Here is a 16133-nt window from a genome sequence, read left to right as displayed (position 1 = left end):
GTCAAGCCCGGGGATGACAAAGCAAAAATATCGCCCCAATAATCGTCATCGCCGGGCTTGACCCGGCGATCCACTCTGCCTTCGGCAGCTGTCGGCCTTCGCGCATCCAGCCTGAAGTGCCTTAACAGACGATGCCCTTAATCTCCATGAAATCGCGCAGACCGAAATCGGCATATTCGCGGCCATTGCCGGACTGCTTATAGCCACCGAAGGGCGCGAACAGATCCCAATCCGGATAGTTCAGATAGACGGACCCTGCGCGCAGACGACGCGCGACGCGATGCGCTTCCGCCTTGTCCTTGCCCTGGACATAGGCCGCCAGGCCATAAGGCGTGTCATTGGCGATGGTGATCGCCTGCTCCACCGTCTCATAGGGAATGATGGAGAGAACGGGCCCGAAAATCTCCTCCCGTTCGATGCGCATGCCGGGCTGGACATTGCCGAAGACGGTCGGCTTCACGAAATAGCCGGCATTCATGCCGTCCGGCTTGCCGGGACCGCCGACGACCAGCGTCGCGCCTTCCGCGATGCCGCTCTCGATCAGCGCCTGCACCTTGTTGAACTGCATGTCGCTGACCAGCGGACCCAGTTCCGTCGCCTCGTCACGCGGATCGCCGGTCACGACGCCAAGCGCGGTGTTGCGGGCAATCTCCAGCGCCGCATCGTGCAGATGCGCCGGCACCAGCATGCGCGTCGGCGCGTCGCAGGACTGTCCGGTATTGCCGAAACAACCCAGCACGCCCTGGCTCACCGCCTGCTCCAGATCGGCATCGGGCAGAATGATATTGGCGGATTTGCCGCCAAGTTCCTGCGCCACGCGCTTCACGGTCGCGGCCGCATTGCGGGCGACATCCGTGCCGGCGCGGGTCGACCCGGTGAAGGACACCATGTCGATGCCGGGATGGGCGGACATCGCGGCACCCACCTCAGGCCCGGTGCCGTTCACCAGGTTGAACACGCCCTTCGGGATACCGGCCTCATGCATGATCTCGGCGAAGACCATGCCGGAGATCGGCGCGATTTCGGAGGGTTTCAGCACCATCGTGCAGCCGGCGGCCAGCGCCGGCGCGACCTTGCACATGATCTGGTTCATCGGCCAGTTCCACGGCGTGATCAGCGCCACGACGCCGACCGGCTCATGCGTCACGACGGTCGTGCCCCGCGTCTCGTCATATTCGAAGCTCTTGAAGGATTCGATCAGCGCTTCCAGATGGCCCTGGCCGGCGAATGCCTGGCTGTCGCGGGCCCGCGCAATGGGGGAGCCCATTTCCGCGCTGATCGCCTGGGCCATATCCTCGTAACGGCTTTTATAGATCTCCAGCATGCGCTCCAGCATCGCCAGGCGCTCGTCACGGGTCGTCAGCGAAAACGTCTCAAACGCCGCGCGCGCGGCAGCGACGGCGCGATCGACGTCCTGGCTGCTGCCGAGGGAGATCGTCGCGAAAACCTGCTCCGTCGCCGGATTGACGACGCCGAGCGGCCGCGCCTCGATCGGATCGACGAAGGCACCGTCGATATAGAACTTCGTGTAATCCGACGTCATGGCGGTCCTCATTTCTCTACCTGTAAACCAGCAGGATAGAGCGGGGACCGCTCGCCGTCACGGCGCGGTCACGGCTCCGGCGCGTATTTCGCCGCGAAGTCGGCGGCATCCAGCGCGCGGAAATCGGGCAGAGCCGCTTTCAGCTGCGCGTGGGTCCAATGCCACCAGCCAGTCAGGCGCAAAGCGGCCTCCACCTCCTCGCTCACCCGACGCCGGATGACCCGCGCGGGATTGCCGGCAACGATAGTGAAGGCGGGCACATCCTTGGTCACGATGGCGCCGGCACCGATCGCCGCACCATCGCCCACCGAAACACCGGGCAGCAGCGTCGCATTATGCCCGATCCAGACATCATGACCGATGGTGACACGGTTCTGCATGCGCCAGTTGAAGATCTCGATGTCATCCTCCTCCGCCAAGTCGTGTACGCGGCTGCGATAGGTGAAATGATGCAGCGTCGCCCGCCAGAAGGGGTGATTGGTCGGGTTGATGCGGACATTGGACGCGATATTGCCGAACTTGCCGATCTCGGCATTGAAGACCTGATCGTCCTTCACGAGATAGGTCCAGTCGCCGATGGTGCTGTCGAAAATCTCGCAGCGCGGACCGATGGAGGTCCAGGTACCGATCTCGGTATTGCGGATCAGCGCGCTCTCATGCAGCCAGGGCGCCTCGCCCATTTCGCCGTCGCCACGCCAGGGATCCTGATACTCACCCTGATTGATCAGGACCATGCCGCTCGCCTCTCCGCTCTGCGCGCGTCACTCCGTCCTGTTCGGCAGAAAGGGATTGCCGCCGGGCCAGAGCACGCTCGGCGCAGCCGGTAGCGCATAGGCAAGTCCCTGGCCATTGAAGATTTGACGATAGCTCGCGACCCCTCTGTCCAAGTGAGCCTGCCAGCCGGCGCTGGTTTTCAGCGCGGTTCCAGGCGCCATGGGGGAGGTCGCTGCCGCCGGACGCCGCTCCAACAGCGGCATAGCGGGATTGGACGCCAGAAGACCGGAAAAATCGATCCGGTCGGTGGCCCCAAGAAAGGCCGTCTCCAAGTGCCGGCAGAGATCGGTCGGCAGCGCCGTCTGGCCGGCCAAAACGGCGCAGGAGAGCAAGGTGGCGCCCGCGCTGGTCTCCCCGGCCATGGCCGGCAGGGTCTCGACACCAAGCAGACAAAGCGCAGCCACAGCCAGCGGGATCCGCATCACCGTCTCCAATACGCAACAACGAATAATTAACGCTCTATCGTTGATCTTGCCAATGGCGTTTGCATGCCCTGCAAGCCGGGGAGGCATCCGGCGCCGCGGAACAGCGGACAAAGAAAAGGGGCGCCGCTTGCGCGACACCCCTTTCCCTTATCTCGTCATGCCGCTAAGCGGCATCGGCCTCCGTGGCGGGCCTAATGCTGGCCGCCTTTTCGGCCGGCCTCGGCCGCTCTCTCGCGATCATGCGCGAAATTGCCCCCGCTGTTTTGGCCGCCCTTTTGTCCGGCCATGGCCGCTCGCTCGCGGTCATTGGCGAAGTTGCCGCCTGACCGCGGGGCGCCCGATTGCTGGCCCCCCTTTTGGCCAGCGTCTGCAGCGCGTGTGCGGTTCTCAGCGAAATTGCCAGGATTTCCAGTGTGGTTCTGAGCCATGTGGGACCCTCCTGCTTAGCAACCGACGCCCTGTATTGGCCGCCGGTAACCCACAGTTTGGAAGCCCGCTCGCCCGATTACACCCCTGCCTGTTCAACTGGCCGTGTAGCGCAATCGCGTCTCAGCTACGGCGGGTCGGCGCCTTGCCGGCGGGCTTGGCGGCTGCCTTCGGCAGCGGCGGCAGGTCCTCGTCCAGGATCGTCAGCGTGACGGCATAGGAGATCTCGCCCTCATCCGTGTCCTTGTCGACCGTGCCGATCGTCTCACCCTCGACCGCGACCTCAATCGGGAAGCCGGGCTTCATGGGCGGCACGATCGTAAGCTTGTCGCTGCCCAGAAGGCGGCGCAGGTAAGTCTGTACGCGCTCGATTTCGGCTCCGGTCATGGTTCCGGTCCTTTCTGCAATGACATCGTCTTAAGGGCGCCAGATAAAGGATCATGACAGCGAGCGCCACGCCGTCAGCGCACAACGGCACTGTCCCAGGCGGGTCGCGAACCCGGCCGCCGCTCTCTTGATCGCGCTACCGCCTGGGGCCAGGATAGGCGGCATGAGCGAAACCGTGCTCGATCTCAAAGATCTGGTCTGCCCCCTGCCCGTGCTCCGCGCCAACCGCGCGCTGCGTTCGATGCCGGCGGGGGAGCGGCTGCGCGTGCTCGCGACCGACGCCGCCTCGGTCGCCGATTTTCAAAGCTATTGCCGGGAGACCGGCCATGTCCTCGTCTCCTGGAGCGAGGAAGCCGGCGTCTACAGCTTTTCGATCAAGCGGCGCGCGGGGGATTAGCCTCCGCACCGCCATCACTGTTCAAGACCTCACGCCAAGAAGGTCGGCGAACGACACCAAGGGACGAAAAAATGGATCTGGGATTGAAGGGCAAGGCTGCCGTGATCACGGGCGGCAGTGTCGGGATAGGATTGGCGATCGCCGAGGGTCTGGCGGCCGAGGGCGTCAATCTTCTGCTCTCCGCGCGGGACGAAGCGCGGCTGGTGCGCGAAGCCGCGCGCATCGCGGCCGCATTCGGCGTGACGGTCGAAATCTCGGCAGGCGACGTGTCGGCGCCTGACGCGGTCGATGCCATCGTCGCCCGCGCCGAAAGCGCCTTTGGCGGCGTCGATATCCTGATCAACAATGCCGGCACCGGCAGCAATGAGACGATCATGGAAGCGCCCGACGACAAATGGGACTTCTACTGGAACCTGCATGTCATGGCCGCCATTCGCCTCGCCCGCGGTCTGGTGCCAGGCATGCGTCAGCGCGGCGGCGGGGTCATCCTGCACAATGCCTCGATCTGCGCGACCCAGCCGCTGGGCTATGAGCCGATCTATAATGTCACGAAAGCGGCCCTGGTCATGTTCTCCAAGAACCTCGCCAATGAGGTCGTGGGTGACAATATCCGGGTCAATACCGTCAATCCGGGCCTTGTGCTGACGCCGGACTGGGTCAAGACCGCCAAGCAGCTGACGGCGGAAACGGGCGGCGATTGGGAGGGGCATTTGCAGTCGGTCGCCGATGAACTCGCGCCCATCAAGCGCTTCGCCTCGCCGGCGGAGATCGCCAATCTGTTCGTCTTCCTGTGTTCGGACAGATCGAGCTATTGCGTCGGCTCCACCTTCTATGCCGATGGCGGCATGCTGCGGACGGTCTGAGCATGAGCCTGCTGCTCCTCACCCATCCCTCCAGCCTCGCGCATGACACGGGACCCGGACACCCGGAACGGATCGCGCGGCTGAAGGCCGTGGGGGCAGCCCTTGCCCATCCGGATTTTTCGGCCCTTATCCGCGAGGAAGCGCCGCCAGCGACCGAGGCGCAATTGCGCCTCGTTCACCCGCAATCCCATATCGATCTCATCCTCAGCACCGAGCCCGATGAGGGGGAGATGGTCCGTCTCGACCCGGATACGGTGATGAGCGCGGGCTCGGCCGAGGCCGCTTTGCATGGCGCCGGTGGCGCGATCGCAGCGGTCGATGCGGTGGAAAGCGGGCGCGTCACCCGCGCCTTTGTGGCGACCCGCCCGCCGGGCCATCACGCCGAACCCGCACGCCCGATGGGTTTCTGTTTTTTCTCGAATGCTGCGATCGCGGCCCTGCATGCCCGCGCGGCCTGGGGCAAGCAGCGCGTCGCGGTGGTGGATTTCGACGTCCATCACGGCAACGGCACCCAGGCGGCCGCCTGGAACGACCCCGATTTCTTCTTCGGCTCCAGCCACCAATATCCTTTTTATCCGGGGACGGGTGGCTTGGATGAGCGGGGGATTGCCGGGCAGATCGTCAATGCGCCACTCTCCGCCGGGACAGGCCGCGCGGGTTTCGAAACGGCCTGGACAGATCGCATTCTGCCGGCTTTGGATGATTTCGCGCCTGACTGCCTGATCATCTCCGCCGGGTTTGACGCCCATCGTGACGATCCGCTGGCCGGACTGATGCTGGATACCGAGGATTTCGCCTGGGTCACCGATGCCATTCTAGCCTTGGCCCGGCGCCATACCGGCGGGCGGGTCGTGTCCCTGCTCGAAGGCGGTTATGATCTCGATGCCTTGGCTGCCTCGACCGCCGCCCATGTCCGACGGCTGCTTCTTGCCGGCTGAACCGCGCTTCTTCGAAGGAGAATCCTCAATGTCCGAACCTACCCCCTTGCCTGCCTCCGCGACGAAAGCCGCCTGGGATAAGCTCGACGCGCTGGCGGCTGCCCCCGGCGGCCGGCTGATCACGCCGCTTTTCGCGGCCGACCCCGACCGCGCCAAGAAATTCTCGGCCAGCTTCGAGGATATGTTCCTCGACTTCTCCAAGACCTCCATCAGCCCTGCGGCGATGACCGGTCTGTTCGAACTCGCCCGCGCGGCGAAGGTCGAGGATTTCATCGCGCGCCTGTTCGCGGGTGAGCCGGTGAACATGACCGAGCATCGGTCGGCGATGCATATGGCGCTGCGCAGCCTGCCCGATGCCGGCTTCCGCGCCGTGCTGCCCGAAGGCGGCTTCGAGGACGCCTCCGCCGTCGCCGCGCATGAGCGCGCGCATATGGAGAAGTTCGTCCGCGGCGTGCATGACGGTTCCATCGTCGCGGCTGACGGCAAGCCCTTCACCGACGTGCTGAACATCGGCATCGGCGGGTCCGATCTCGGGCCGCGCATGGTCTCCCTGGCACTCACCTTCGTCCATGGCGCCAAGGTCAATGCGCATTTCCTGTCCAATGTCGACGGCCATGCCTTCGCCCAGCTTTCCCGCGAACTCGACCCCGCGCGCACGCTGGTGCTTGTTGCCAGCAAGACCTTCACGACGCTGGAGACCATGACCAACGGCCATGCCGCGCGCGACTGGCTGGCTGGCGCCTTGGGTGAGGATGCGGTCAGCCATCACTTCGCGGCCCTCTCCACCAACCTGAAAGAGACCGGCAAATTCGGCATTCCCGAAGACCGCGTCTTCGGCTTCCGCGACTGGGTCGGCGGCCGCTATTCGGTCTGGTCGGCGATCGGCCTGTCGGTCGCACTCGCCGCCGGCTGGGACGCGTTCGAGGATTTCCTCGCCGGCGGTCGTGCCATGGACGGGCATTTCCGCTCGACGCCGCTTGAGCAGAACCTGCCGGTACTGCTGGCGCTGTCGGGGATCTGGAATCTCGACGTGCTGCATGCCGCGACGCTCTGCATCCTCGCCTATGATGCGCGCCTCGCCCGTTTCCCGGCCTATCTTCAGCAGCTGGAGATGGAGAGCAACGGCAAGTCCACCCGCCTCGCGGGTGACCAGGTGACCCATCAGACCTGCCCTGTCGTCTTCGGCGAGCCGGGCACGGACGCGCAGCACAGCTTCATGCAGCTGGTCCATCAGGGTCCGGCGCTGGTGCCGGTCGACTTCATCCTGGCGGCCGAAGCCGATCATGACCGCCCGGAAGCGCATCGCATCCTGGCGGCGAATGTCTTCGCCCAGGCCGAAGCGCTGCTCGCCGGCAAGTCGCTGGAAGAGGTGACGGAGGAGATGAAGAAGGCTGGCGCGGACGAGGAGACCATCGCACGCGTCGGGCCGCATCGCGTCTTCACCGGCCAGCGTCCGTCGACCACGATCCTGTACAAGAAGCTCGACGCCTATAGCCTCGGTCGCCTGATCGTTCTGTATGAGCATAAGGTCGCGGTGCAGGGCGCCATCTGGGGCATCAACAGCTACGACCAGTGGGGCGTGGAACTGGGCAAGAAGCTCGCCCAGGCCATTATCCCCTCGCTGGAACCCCATGCCGATCTCGGCCATCACGACGGTTCCACCACCGGCCTGATGAAGACCTTCCTGTCGCTGCGCGGCGAAGGCTGATTGTCGTTCCAACCGGCTGGCCCTGGGGGGGCAGCCGGTCGGGGCTCCGGTCTTGTCGATCTCAATAGGATTCAATCCTATTGATGCTATGATGAAGGGGAGGAGCATGACATGCGCAGCACACAGCAGTTCAGCATCACCCTACCCACTGAATTGGCCGAAATCGTCGAGCAGAAGGTCCGCTCTGGCGATTATGCAAGCGTCAGCGAAGTCGTCCGTGACGGTATGCGCGCTTTGATGGAGCGCGATGCCGCCGTGGAGCGATGGCTGCGCGACGAAGTCGTTGCCGGGCATGCCGAATATATGGCCGACCCCTCAAAAGCGGTTCCGGCTTCTGACATTCTTGACCGTATCAAACGTCGACTTGCCTCGGCTCGGGATCAGTGACGTGAAATGCGGGTTCTCTTCACCCCGCGCGCTGAGACCCATCTCAGTAAGATTTACGACTACGTCGCTTTGCATTCCAACGAAGACCGTGCCGGTGCGTTTGTTCGGCGTATCATCGCCTATTGCGGAGGTTTTGCGACCTTCCCCGAACGTGGCGCGCGCCGCGATGATCTCCTCCCCGGATTACGAACCATCGGGTTTGAGCGAAGCATCACGATAGCCTTCATCGTCATGCCAACGGCGGTACTGATCGAGGGCATCCATTACGGCGGCCAGGATTATGAGACCGTTTATCTGTAGCGGCCGCGATCAGGCATCCGGGCCGTAATAGACGCAGCCATCGCCTTCGCTGTCGCGATAGACGCCGACCTGAGCGAGCCCCGGGCAGCGATCGGCGAGCGTCTTCCAGATCCAGACGGAGAGGTTTTCGAGCGTCGCGGGGCCGAGGTCAGCGACCTCGTCCAGAAAACGGTGATCCAGCCCGTCCCGCGCCTCGGCCAGAATCCGCTCGAACAGACCGAGGTCGATCACCATACCGCTTTCCGGGTCAGGCTTGCCGCGCACGGTGACCGCCGCGCGATAGGAATGGCCATGGATGCGCCGGCTCGGCTCGACATCGATATACCGGTTCAGCGTATGGGCGGCGTCGAAGCGAAATTGTTTCGTCAATTCAAACATCACGCGATTCCAAGAAACTTATGCGTCTGAAGGTTCAGCTTCCAGCGCGGGTGCTGCAGGCAATAGGCGACGGCTGCTTGAGTATTGGCGGCGGTCTCCGCGCCGTCCATGGGCGAGAGCAGGAAATGGTCGAAGGCAAGCCCCTCGAACAAAACGGGCTCGGCGCCTGGCTGCGGATAGACGAGCTTCAACTCGTCGCCCTGCGTCACCACGACCGCGTTGCCGGCTTTGGGGCTGACGCAGACCCAGTCGATCCCCGCCGGCACGGGCAAGGTGCCATTGGTCTCGATCGCGATCTCAAACCCCAGGTCATGCAGAGCGGCGGTCAGATCGGCATCGACCTGCAGCAGCGGCTCGCCACCCGTCAGCACCACCAGCGGCTTGCCGCCGGCACCGCGCGGCCAGGTGGCGGCAATGGCCTCGGCCAGCGCTTCGGCGCCGGCGAAACGCCCGCCGCCCGGCCCGTCCATTCCCACGAAATCGGTATCGCAGAAGCGGCAGGCAGCGGTCGCGCGATCCTGCTCGCGGCCGGACCACAGGTTGCAGCCGGCAAAACGGCAGAAGACTGCGGCCCGACCGGCATTCCGCCCCTCACCCTGCAGGGTGTAGAAAATTTCCTTGACCGCGTAAGCCATCGTTTAAGCTGCCACTCTATCGTCCGATGATGTCGTCCGAGCCATTCGGGCGCTGCCACTAGCGCGTCGCGCGGCATTTGGCGACGGCCGCAATGGGACACTGCCTCGCGTCGCAAGGCGAGGGCGCTTTTTCTTGGCGCCAGACCGACAAAATCCCTAGGGTTTGACGATGATCACCAGCCGCCTGACATCCAGGTTCAGAACCACGATTCCCCAAGCCGTGCGCCATGCGCTCCGGCTAAGGGACGGGGATCGGTTCGTCTATGGCGGGCCGGCGCAGAAGACGCTCGCGCCTATGCGCACCTTATAGGAACATCTTGAACGGCGAGATCGCGCCGTTCTCGTCGCGGATCAGGAAGGTCTTGCCGCTTTCGACCTCTTCGATCAGCCCCTCGTACAGACGCAAGGCGTTCTTGACGACTTCTGCATAGGAAGTTGCTTCCGTCTTTGCTTTCAGCGAGTTGAGGCGCTCCATCGAACGCGGCGCGAAGTCGAGCTGCACACGGTTTTTCGTGACCTTATCGACCTTCTTGGCCTCGTCCTTTGCCTCATGACGCGCCTCCGCCTCATAGGTCAGAGTAGCCATCATCCTGAATCCTTGCTGTGCACACCAAAGAAGTAAGCGACCATCGCGCCCATGATAGGTCCGGCGACCGTCCAAACTGCCGTGAGTGCGTGATAGTCTCCTGTCAGAAGACCATGCAATCCTGTAGCGCCCACTGCCGCCGCGATCATGACAGCGACCAATCTGGCCAAGAACCCTCGGGTTTTGGCCTCGACCACCTGAGGCTCGGAGACCTCGAAGTCATCTTTTCCAAATGCCGGCTGGAACGGCTTTTTATCTCGAAGGGTTCTTTCATTAATTTCTAATGTGCAACATTTTTAATTCATGAGGGAGCCCTTCTGAGGTTCGATCGGAATGTCTCAATAAAGCGTTTGAGCGGAAGGCCAGCGCGCTGCGTACTCCTGGGGTATACAATAATGATGGAAAATACAAATATTTTATGAGTATAATTTACTCATATCTATGATGGCCCTTGGGCGAATGGGAGCCACCGGCTCCAGAATATCGGCTAGCCGAGGATCCGATGGAGCCGCTCCCGCTTCTGTGGCAGGATCGCCCCATGCTGACGATTCGTCTTCTTCCCAGCCATGTCGTGGACCGCATCGCCGCCATCAAGGAATTGGTCGAGAGTGCGCTCGACGCCGGGGCGGAAGACGCTCGCGCCTATGGCGGGCTCTGAAGGATCGCATAGAATGCGGAATATGCATCTGTGAGCGCCAATATTTTCGATTTTTGGGCCGATTTGCCCGCCGACACGAAAGTGCATCCGGCAGATCTGCCCATTTTCAAGCGTCTCGGAGATGGGACCGATACCGGACATGGATTCAATCTCAAATGCCTCCCGGTCCCATTTGCGGGACCTCTCCGCACGGCACCGATCGTCCTGCTCTATCTGTCAGCCGGCTTGGCAGACCAAGACTTGAACGAAGCCGAGAGCCACGAGGCGCAAGCACGCCAGACGAGGCAACGGCGTGGTGATTCTCCGCTGCCCAGCGAAGACGATATCCGAGTGCATGGGCATGGTGGGCGTCCCGAACCAAACCTTTCGGAAACCTGAACGCACTGCGTGACCAGATCGCCTTTCTGAATATCGGTGCCTATCACTCAAAAGATTTCCAGGATTACCCTCTGCTCTCGGCGCTACCGTCTTGTCGCACAGCAGTGGATTGGGCGCAGACCGTGCTTTTCCCTCAGGCTGAAGCCAGCGAGCGCGTCGTCATCTGTCTCAGATCGGCACAATTCTGGGGCCTCGAAAGAGGCCGGCGCTACAATGGGCATTTGTTCGCCCCACCGGTCACGCGCGGTGGTCATATGCTGCGCCAAGGCGATGCCGCACCCTTGTATGATGAAATCCTAGCCGCCGTGCGAACAGCCTGCCCGGGCTAGCTTTCCCCAGCCATGATCCGATGGAGCCGCCCCGGCTTCTGTGGCAGGATCGCCCCATGCCGACGATTCGTCTTCTTCCCAGCCATGTCGTGGACCGCATCGCCGCGGGCGAGGTGGTCGAGCGGCCGGCTGCCGCGATCAAGGAATTGGTCGAGAATGCGCTCGATGCCGGCGCCCGGCATATCCGCGTCTCCCTGCAGGACGGCGGCATTCGCCGCATAGACGTCTCAGACGACGGTTGCGGCATGACGGCAGCCGAACTGCCGCTCGCCATCCAGCGCCATGCGACCAGCAAGCTGGATGAGGCCGCCGACCTCGTCCATATCACCACGCTCGGCTTTCGCGGCGAGGCTTTGCCCTCCATCGGCGCCGCCGCGCGGCTTGCCATCACCAGCCGCCCGAACGGTGCCGACAGCGCGCATACCATCCGCGTCGAAGGCGGGCTGGTCAGCGAGGTCGAGCCCGCCGCCGGGCAGGTGGGCACACGTATCATTGTTTCCGACCTGTTTTTCGCGACCCCGGCCCGCCGCGCCTTTCTGCGCAGCCCGCGGGTGGAGGCGGACCATGCCGAGGCCGTCATCCGCCGCTTGGCATTGGCCGCGCCCGAGACCGCCTTCCGGCTGGAACATGATGGCAAGCTGATCCTTGACCTGCCGACCGCCGATCGCCGCGCGCGCCTGGCCGCCCTGTTGAGCAAGGATGAGGCCGAGACGCTGCTGGTGGTCGAAGCCGAGCGCGAGGAGGTTTCGCTCTCCGGCTTCGCGGGCGCCGCCGCCACGCATCGCGCCACCGGCGCGGCGCAATATCTCGTCGTCAACGGCCGCCCGGTGATGGACCCGCTGCTGAAGACCGCACTGCGGGTCGCCTATCAGGAGGTCATGCCGCGCGGGCGCTTTCCCGTCGCCGGGCTTTGGCTCGACCTGCCGCATCGCGCGGTCGATGTGAACGTTCATCCCGCCAAGACGGAACTGCGCTTCCGCGACGGCGAGCGCATCCGCGGATTGCTGATCAGCTCCTTGCGCTCTGCCCTCTCGCGTCCGGCCAATTTGCAATACCAGCCGCGCGCCACGATCCGGGGGTTTGGCCGCGCCGTCAATGCCTATGCGCGGCCCGACGCGATCCCCGCACCCGCTTATGCTGGGCCGGCTTATAATGGACCTGCTTACGATGGGCCCGCTTACAATGACCCGTCTTACGCAGAATCCGACACGCAGACTCTGACAGAGCGCGAGCCGATCCCGCGCCCGCTGCCGAACCACTTCGCCGAGACGCAACTGCCGCTGGCCGCCGCGCCCTTCGCGCGGTCCATGCCCGCCCCCGCCCAGGCCCAGGCCCAGGCCGAAACGGGCCATCCGCTGGGTGCCGCCGTCGCCCAGGTGCTCGACACCTATATCATCGCCGTCGCCGATGACGGGACGCTGATCCTGGTCGACCAGCACGCCGCCCATGAACGGCTGACGCATGAGGCGCTGCGCGAGCAGGTGATCGGGGCCAACGGCCCGCGCCCGCAACCGCTGCTGCTATCGGTCGTCGTCGATCTGCCGGTCAGCGACGCTGCCCGGCTGGCCGAGGCCGCGCCAGACCTGCTGCAATTGGGGCTGGAGGTCGAAGCCTTCGGCCCCGGCGCCATCATGGTCCGCGCCATGCCGGCCGTGCTCGGCACCTCCGACCCCGCCCCCCTGCTGCGCGACATCGCCGAGGAATTGGCCGAGACGGAGGAGAGCACGGCCTTGTCCCAGAAGCTCGACGCCGTCATCGCCCGCATGGCCTGCCACGGCAGCATCCGCGCCGGGCGGCGCATGAACGCGGCTGAGATGAACGCCATGCTGCGGCAGATGGAACAAGTGCCCCGCGCCGCCACCTGCAGCCACGGCCGCCCCACCTTCCTCAAACTCTCCCGCGCCGAGATCGAGACCATGTTCGGCCGGCGCGGCATTTAACCTCATCTCTCATGCGTCAACGGCATGACCGGGACGAGATCGACCGCTTGCACGAAATCGTGTGCAGAACCATGTCGGAGCCATGTTCAACACATCCCCCTCGCCGCACGATCCTATCGGTTGGCACGGCACAACCATTCTCTCCGTCCGTCGCGGCGACCAGGTCGCTGTCGGCGGCGACGGCCAGGTGACGCTCGGACAGACCGTCATCAAAGGCAATGCGCGCAAGGTCCGCCGCATCGGCAATGGCCAGGTCATCGCGGGCTTCGCCGGCGCCACGGCGGATGCCTTCACCCTGCTGGAACGCCTGGAAGCCAAGCTGGAGCGTTTCCCTAACCAGCTGGAACGCGCCTGCGTCGAACTCGCCAAGGATTGGCGGACGGACCGCTACCTGCGCCGTCTGGAAGCCATGATGATCGTCGCGGACCGCGACCATTCCTATACGCTGACCGGCAATGGCGACGTGCTGGAGCCCGAGGACGGCATCATCGGCATCGGCTCGGGCGGCAATTACGCCCTCTCGGCCGCCCGCGCCCTCATCGAGATGCCGGATCTCTCGGCCGAGGAGATCGTCCGCCGCTCCATGAAGATCGCCGGCGATATCTGCGTCTATACCAACCACAGCCTTGTGATTGAGACCATCTGACCGCATGCTCTGCCGTCTTCGGACGGATAATGACTGTATCAGGCTACGACCGGTTGCCGCCTGGCGGGGCCGGGCCGTGGTGCTAGGAATAAAAGACCATGGAAGTTCCCACCTACTCCCCCCGGGAGATCGTCTCCGAACTCGACCGCTTCATCGTCGGCCAGAATGACGCGAAACGCGCCGTCGCCATCGCGCTGCGCAATCGCTGGCGCCGCCAGCAGGTGCCGACCGGCCTGCGTGAAGAGATCGTGCCCCGCAATATCCTGATGATCGGGCCGACCGGCGTCGGCAAAACGGAAATCGCCCGCCGCCTCGCCAAGCTCGCCCAGGCGCCTTTCCTCAAGGTCGAGGCGACCAAATTCACCGAAGTCGGCTATGTCGGCCGTGACGTGGAAAGCATCGTCCGTGACCTGGTCGAGGCCAGCATCAATATGATGCGCGAAGCCAGCCGCAAGGACGTGCAGGCCAAGGCCGAACTGAACGCCGAGGAGCGTATCGTCACCGCCCTGGTCGGTGAGGGTGCCGCCGCCGATACGCGCAACAAGTTCCGCCGCATGCTGCGCAATGGCGAGTTCGAGGAGAAGGAGATCGAGGTCTCGGTCGCCGAAGCCCCGCCCAACGCCCTTGGCCAGATGGACGTGCAGCCCGGTCAGGCGATCAATCTTGGCGATATGATGAAGGGCATGTTCGGCCGCCAGCCGCAGGCCAAGAAGATGTCCGTCGCCAATGCCCGCAAGGCGCTGGAACGCGAGGAGGCCGACAAGCTTCTCGACAATGAGCAGCTGATCAAGGACGCGGTCGCGCACGCCGAGAATAACGGCATCGTCTTCCTGGACGAGATCGACAAGATCTGCGCCCGCTCGGATGGCGGTTTCCGTGGCGGCGATGTCAGCCGCGAAGGCGTGCAGCGTGACCTTCTGCCGCTGATCGAAGGCACCGTGGTGAACACCAAGCATGGCGCCGTGAAGACGGACCATATCCTGTTCATCGCCTCCGGCGCCTTCCATATCGCCAAGCCTTCGGATCTGCTGCCCGAATTGCAGGGCCGTCTGCCGATCCGCGTCGAACTGTCGCCGCTTTCCCGCGAAGACATGCGCCGTATCCTGACCGAACCCGAGCACAGCATGCTGAAACAGTATGTGGCGCTGATGGGCACGGAAAAGGTCTCGCTCGACATTACCGAGGACGCGATCGACGCGGTCGCCGAACTCGCCGCCGATATCAACGATCGGGTCGAGAATATCGGTGCCCGCCGCCTGTCGACGGTGTTGGAGAAGCTGTTCGAGGAGATCAGCTTCACGGCCTCCGACCGGCCGGGCGAGACGGTGACGGTGGACGCCGCCGCCGTGCGGGACCGCGTCGCCCCGCTGGCCGCCAAGGGTGATCTCAGCCGGTTCATCCTGTGACCAAGGCTGACCCCTTCGTGACGCCCGAGGAGGAGACGGCCGTCGCGGCCGTCTCCGCCATCGATGATGAGCTTGGCGTTTTCGACGATTGGATGGAGCGCTACGGCTATATTATCGAGCTCGGCCGCAAGCTGCCGCCCTTCCCGGATGATTGGGCGAATGACGCCCATCGCGTGCCCGGCTGCCAGAGCCGGGTCTGGATGGAAGCCGAAGCGCGCGACGGAAAGCTGTTCTTCGCCGGCGCGTCGGACGCCGCCATCGTCTCCGGCCTCGTCGCCCTGCTGCTGCGTGTCTATTCCGGCCGTACCCCTGGTGAAATCCTCGCGACCGACCCTATCTTCCTGAAAGAACTGGGTTTGCTGGAAGCGTTGTCGACCAACCGGGGTAACGGGATCGCCGCCATGGCGCGGGCGATCCGCGAAAGGGCCGCAGCCGAACAGCCCGTCGGCTAAGCCTTTGATCTTAGGCTCTGGCGCCTGACACCGTTCCGGCTATCCTGCATGGATTGTAACGGGGGGTCGGGATGACAGGCGGACGTTTTGGACTTTGGGTCTTGGTTGCTTTCGCGACCGGGGCGCTGACCGCAACGGCAATTGCCGAGGAGCCGCATCTGGCGACCGCCATGAGCGCATTGCAGCGCGCGCATGACGCCCTGGCCCTCACCCACGACAATAAGGGCGGCCATCCGGCAGCGGCCCAGGCGCTGATCGCCAAAGCCCAGGCTGAAATCCAGGCGGTGGCCCCATGACAGTCTCCTTCATCTCACGCACCGCAGGACGATCTGTCCTTTTGGCCGGCGCCTTTGCCGGCGGCAGCCTTATCGCCGGCTGCGCGCTGCATCATCAGGGCCATATGAATACCGCGCTCGACGCGCTCAACACGGCCGCCGCCGCACTGACCCAGGCGCCGCCGGATAAGGCCGGCCATGTCCAGGCCGCGCTGACCTTTACCCGCCAGGCCATCGACGAGGTCGAAATCGGCATGGCCTATAAAATTCAAACAGGCTCAACAGCCACAGCCGATTAGGAA

General features: G+C 64.0%; 21 protein-coding genes. 13 read left to right on the top strand and 8 right to left on the bottom strand.

The features are described from left to right. Positions 1 to 121: 121 nt before the first annotated feature. The 5 genes from ACELLULO517_RS19360 to ACELLULO517_RS19340 all read right to left on the bottom strand — a co-directional run bounded on the left by ACELLULO517_RS19360 (position 122) and on the right by ACELLULO517_RS19340 (position 3555). A complete protein-coding gene (locus ACELLULO517_RS19360) occupies positions 122 to 1543 on the bottom strand; it encodes an aldehyde dehydrogenase family protein (RefSeq protein ID WP_227309065.1) in 1422 nt (473 codons plus the stop codon). Positions 1544 to 1611: 68 nt separating this feature from the next. Beyond that, entirely contained in the window at positions 1612 to 2277 is a 666-nt protein-coding gene (locus ACELLULO517_RS19355) for a DapH/DapD/GlmU-related protein (RefSeq protein ID WP_319796442.1), read from the bottom strand. A gap of 27 nt (positions 2278 to 2304) precedes the next feature. Then, a complete protein-coding gene (locus ACELLULO517_RS19350) occupies positions 2305 to 2739 on the bottom strand; it encodes a hypothetical protein (RefSeq protein ID WP_227309064.1) in 435 nt (144 codons plus the stop codon). 194 nt (positions 2740 to 2933) lie between these two features. Further along, the gene (locus tag ACELLULO517_RS19345) at positions 2934 to 3170 is read right to left on the bottom strand and encodes a con-10 family general stress protein (protein ID WP_227309063.1); all 237 of its coding nucleotides are present in this window, start codon (positions 3168 to 3170) and stop codon (positions 2934 to 2936) included. Between the two features lie 121 nt (positions 3171 to 3291). Continuing rightward, a complete protein-coding gene (locus tag ACELLULO517_RS19340; RefSeq protein WP_227309062.1) occupies positions 3292 to 3555 on the bottom strand; it encodes a DUF3126 family protein in 264 nt (87 codons plus the stop codon). 163 nt (positions 3556 to 3718) lie between these two features. On the opposite strand from ACELLULO517_RS19340, the gene ACELLULO517_RS19335 reads away from it, so the two are divergent. The 6 genes from ACELLULO517_RS19335 to ACELLULO517_RS19310 all read left to right on the top strand — a co-directional run bounded on the left by ACELLULO517_RS19335 (position 3719) and on the right by ACELLULO517_RS19310 (position 8148). Beyond that, positions 3719 to 3952 (top strand): sulfurtransferase TusA family protein, encoded by a 234-nt coding sequence (locus tag ACELLULO517_RS19335; protein ID WP_227309061.1) that lies wholly within the window; start codon positions 3719 to 3721, stop codon positions 3950 to 3952. A gap of 71 nt (positions 3953 to 4023) precedes the next feature. Next, positions 4024 to 4815 (top strand): SDR family NAD(P)-dependent oxidoreductase, encoded by a 792-nt coding sequence (locus ACELLULO517_RS19330; RefSeq protein ID WP_227309060.1) that lies wholly within the window; start codon positions 4024 to 4026, stop codon positions 4813 to 4815. Between the two features lie 2 nt (positions 4816 to 4817). Continuing rightward, positions 4818 to 5753 carry a histone deacetylase family protein gene (locus ACELLULO517_RS19325; RefSeq protein ID WP_227309059.1) on the top strand — a complete coding sequence of 312 codons (936 nt, stop codon included), beginning with the start codon at positions 4818 to 4820 and terminating at the stop codon, positions 5751 to 5753. A 28-nt stretch (positions 5754 to 5781) separates the two neighbouring features. Continuing rightward, positions 5782 to 7461 (top strand): glucose-6-phosphate isomerase, encoded by a 1680-nt coding sequence (gene pgi, locus ACELLULO517_RS19320; RefSeq protein WP_227309058.1) that lies wholly within the window; start codon positions 5782 to 5784, stop codon positions 7459 to 7461. 111 nt (positions 7462 to 7572) lie between these two features. After that, positions 7573 to 7848 (top strand): type II toxin-antitoxin system ParD family antitoxin, encoded by a 276-nt coding sequence (locus tag ACELLULO517_RS19315; RefSeq protein WP_227309057.1) that lies wholly within the window; start codon positions 7573 to 7575, stop codon positions 7846 to 7848. Between the two features lie 6 nt (positions 7849 to 7854). Further along, a complete protein-coding gene (locus ACELLULO517_RS19310) occupies positions 7855 to 8148 on the top strand; it encodes a type II toxin-antitoxin system RelE/ParE family toxin (RefSeq protein WP_227309056.1) in 294 nt (97 codons plus the stop codon). 9 nt (positions 8149 to 8157) lie between these two features. Here the strand turns inward: ACELLULO517_RS19310 and ACELLULO517_RS19305 are convergent, their stop codons facing one another. The 3 genes from ACELLULO517_RS19305 to ACELLULO517_RS19295 all read right to left on the bottom strand — a co-directional run bounded on the left by ACELLULO517_RS19305 (position 8158) and on the right by ACELLULO517_RS19295 (position 9747). Then, entirely contained in the window at positions 8158 to 8526 is a 369-nt protein-coding gene (locus tag ACELLULO517_RS19305) for a 6-pyruvoyl trahydropterin synthase family protein (RefSeq protein ID WP_227309055.1), read from the bottom strand. After that, positions 8526 to 9161 (bottom strand): 7-carboxy-7-deazaguanine synthase, encoded by a 636-nt coding sequence (gene queE, locus ACELLULO517_RS19300; RefSeq protein ID WP_227309054.1) that lies wholly within the window; start codon positions 9159 to 9161, stop codon positions 8526 to 8528. The genes ACELLULO517_RS19305 and queE overlap by 1 nt, the downstream gene beginning before the upstream one ends. Before the next feature lie 304 nt (positions 9162 to 9465). After that, a complete protein-coding gene (locus ACELLULO517_RS19295) occupies positions 9466 to 9747 on the bottom strand; it encodes a hypothetical protein (protein ID WP_227309053.1) in 282 nt (93 codons plus the stop codon). A 688-nt stretch (positions 9748 to 10435) separates the two neighbouring features. On the opposite strand from ACELLULO517_RS19295, the gene ACELLULO517_RS19290 reads away from it, so the two are divergent. From ACELLULO517_RS19290 to ACELLULO517_RS19260, 7 genes are all read left to right on the top strand, one after another. Continuing rightward, complete coding sequence (locus tag ACELLULO517_RS19290) at positions 10436 to 10783, top strand: hypothetical protein (RefSeq protein WP_227309052.1); 348 nt, start codon at positions 10436 to 10438, stop codon at positions 10781 to 10783. Positions 10784 to 11168: 385 nt separating this feature from the next. Then, positions 11169 to 13052, top strand: coding sequence for a DNA mismatch repair endonuclease MutL (gene mutL / locus ACELLULO517_RS19285; protein WP_227309051.1), 1884 nt, complete (start codon positions 11169 to 11171; stop codon positions 13050 to 13052). Positions 13053 to 13134: 82 nt separating this feature from the next. Further along, the gene (gene hslV / locus ACELLULO517_RS19280) at positions 13135 to 13698 is read left to right on the top strand and encodes an ATP-dependent protease subunit HslV (protein WP_227309050.1); all 564 of its coding nucleotides are present in this window, start codon (positions 13135 to 13137) and stop codon (positions 13696 to 13698) included. Positions 13699 to 13796: 98 nt separating this feature from the next. After that, positions 13797 to 15104, top strand: coding sequence for an ATP-dependent protease ATPase subunit HslU (hslU, locus tag ACELLULO517_RS19275; RefSeq protein ID WP_227309049.1), 1308 nt, complete (start codon positions 13797 to 13799; stop codon positions 15102 to 15104). Next, positions 15101 to 15556, top strand: coding sequence for a SufE family protein (locus ACELLULO517_RS19270; RefSeq protein ID WP_227309048.1), 456 nt, complete (start codon positions 15101 to 15103; stop codon positions 15554 to 15556). Before hslU ends, ACELLULO517_RS19270 begins: the two co-directional genes overlap by 4 nt. Positions 15557 to 15627: 71 nt before the next feature. Beyond that, positions 15628 to 15852, top strand: a complete 225-nt coding sequence (locus ACELLULO517_RS19265) for a hypothetical protein (protein ID WP_227309047.1) — start codon at positions 15628 to 15630, stop codon at positions 15850 to 15852. After that, positions 15849 to 16130, top strand: a complete 282-nt coding sequence (locus ACELLULO517_RS19260) for a hypothetical protein (RefSeq protein WP_227309046.1) — start codon at positions 15849 to 15851, stop codon at positions 16128 to 16130. The genes ACELLULO517_RS19265 and ACELLULO517_RS19260 overlap by 4 nt, the downstream gene beginning before the upstream one ends. Positions 16131 to 16133: the final 3 nt, after the last annotated feature.

The sequence above is a fragment of the Acidisoma cellulosilyticum genome (genome assembly GCF_020621385.1).
GTDB classification, from domain to species: domain Bacteria; phylum Pseudomonadota; class Alphaproteobacteria; order Acetobacterales; family Acetobacteraceae; genus Acidisoma; species Acidisoma cellulosilyticum.
The sequence above is the reverse complement of the archived record's forward strand: the minus strand, read 5'-3'. Positions and strand labels throughout refer to the sequence as shown.

Coding starts and splice junctions, on each gene's coding strand:
- hslU (WP_227309049.1), top strand. CDS start 13,797: ATGGAAGTTCCCACCTACTCCCCCCGGGAGATCGTCTCCGAACTCGAC.
- ACELLULO517_RS19305 (WP_227309055.1), bottom strand. CDS start 8,526: ATGTTTGAATTGACGAAACAATTTCGCTTCGACGCCGCCCATACGCTG.
- ACELLULO517_RS19325 (WP_227309059.1), top strand. CDS start 4,818: ATGAGCCTGCTGCTCCTCACCCATCCCTCCAGCCTCGCGCATGACACG.
- ACELLULO517_RS19310 (WP_227309056.1), top strand. CDS start 7,855: ATGCGGGTTCTCTTCACCCCGCGCGCTGAGACCCATCTCAGTAAGATT.
- ACELLULO517_RS19345 (WP_227309063.1), bottom strand. CDS start 3,170: ATGGCTCAGAACCACACTGGAAATCCTGGCAATTTCGCTGAGAACCGC.
- ACELLULO517_RS19350 (WP_227309064.1), bottom strand. CDS start 2,739: ATGCGGATCCCGCTGGCTGTGGCTGCGCTTTGTCTGCTTGGTGTCGAG.
- ACELLULO517_RS19355 (WP_319796442.1), bottom strand. CDS start 2,277: ATGGTCCTGATCAATCAGGGTGAGTATCAGGATCCCTGGCGTGGCGAC.
- ACELLULO517_RS19315 (WP_227309057.1), top strand. CDS start 7,573: ATGCGCAGCACACAGCAGTTCAGCATCACCCTACCCACTGAATTGGCC.
- ACELLULO517_RS19330 (WP_227309060.1), top strand. CDS start 4,024: ATGGATCTGGGATTGAAGGGCAAGGCTGCCGTGATCACGGGCGGCAGT.
- ACELLULO517_RS19295 (WP_227309053.1), bottom strand. CDS start 9,747: ATGGCTACTCTGACCTATGAGGCGGAGGCGCGTCATGAGGCAAAGGAC.
- mutL (WP_227309051.1), top strand. CDS start 11,169: ATGCCGACGATTCGTCTTCTTCCCAGCCATGTCGTGGACCGCATCGCC.
- ACELLULO517_RS19265 (WP_227309047.1), top strand. CDS start 15,628: ATGACAGGCGGACGTTTTGGACTTTGGGTCTTGGTTGCTTTCGCGACC.
- ACELLULO517_RS19335 (WP_227309061.1), top strand. CDS start 3,719: ATGAGCGAAACCGTGCTCGATCTCAAAGATCTGGTCTGCCCCCTGCCC.
- hslV (WP_227309050.1), top strand. CDS start 13,135: ATGTTCAACACATCCCCCTCGCCGCACGATCCTATCGGTTGGCACGGC.
- ACELLULO517_RS19360 (WP_227309065.1), bottom strand. CDS start 1,543: ATGACGTCGGATTACACGAAGTTCTATATCGACGGTGCCTTCGTCGAT.
- queE (WP_227309054.1), bottom strand. CDS start 9,161: ATGGCTTACGCGGTCAAGGAAATTTTCTACACCCTGCAGGGTGAGGGG.
- ACELLULO517_RS19340 (WP_227309062.1), bottom strand. CDS start 3,555: ATGACCGGAGCCGAAATCGAGCGCGTACAGACTTACCTGCGCCGCCTT.
- ACELLULO517_RS19260 (WP_227309046.1), top strand. CDS start 15,849: ATGACAGTCTCCTTCATCTCACGCACCGCAGGACGATCTGTCCTTTTG.
- pgi (WP_227309058.1), top strand. CDS start 5,782: ATGTCCGAACCTACCCCCTTGCCTGCCTCCGCGACGAAAGCCGCCTGG.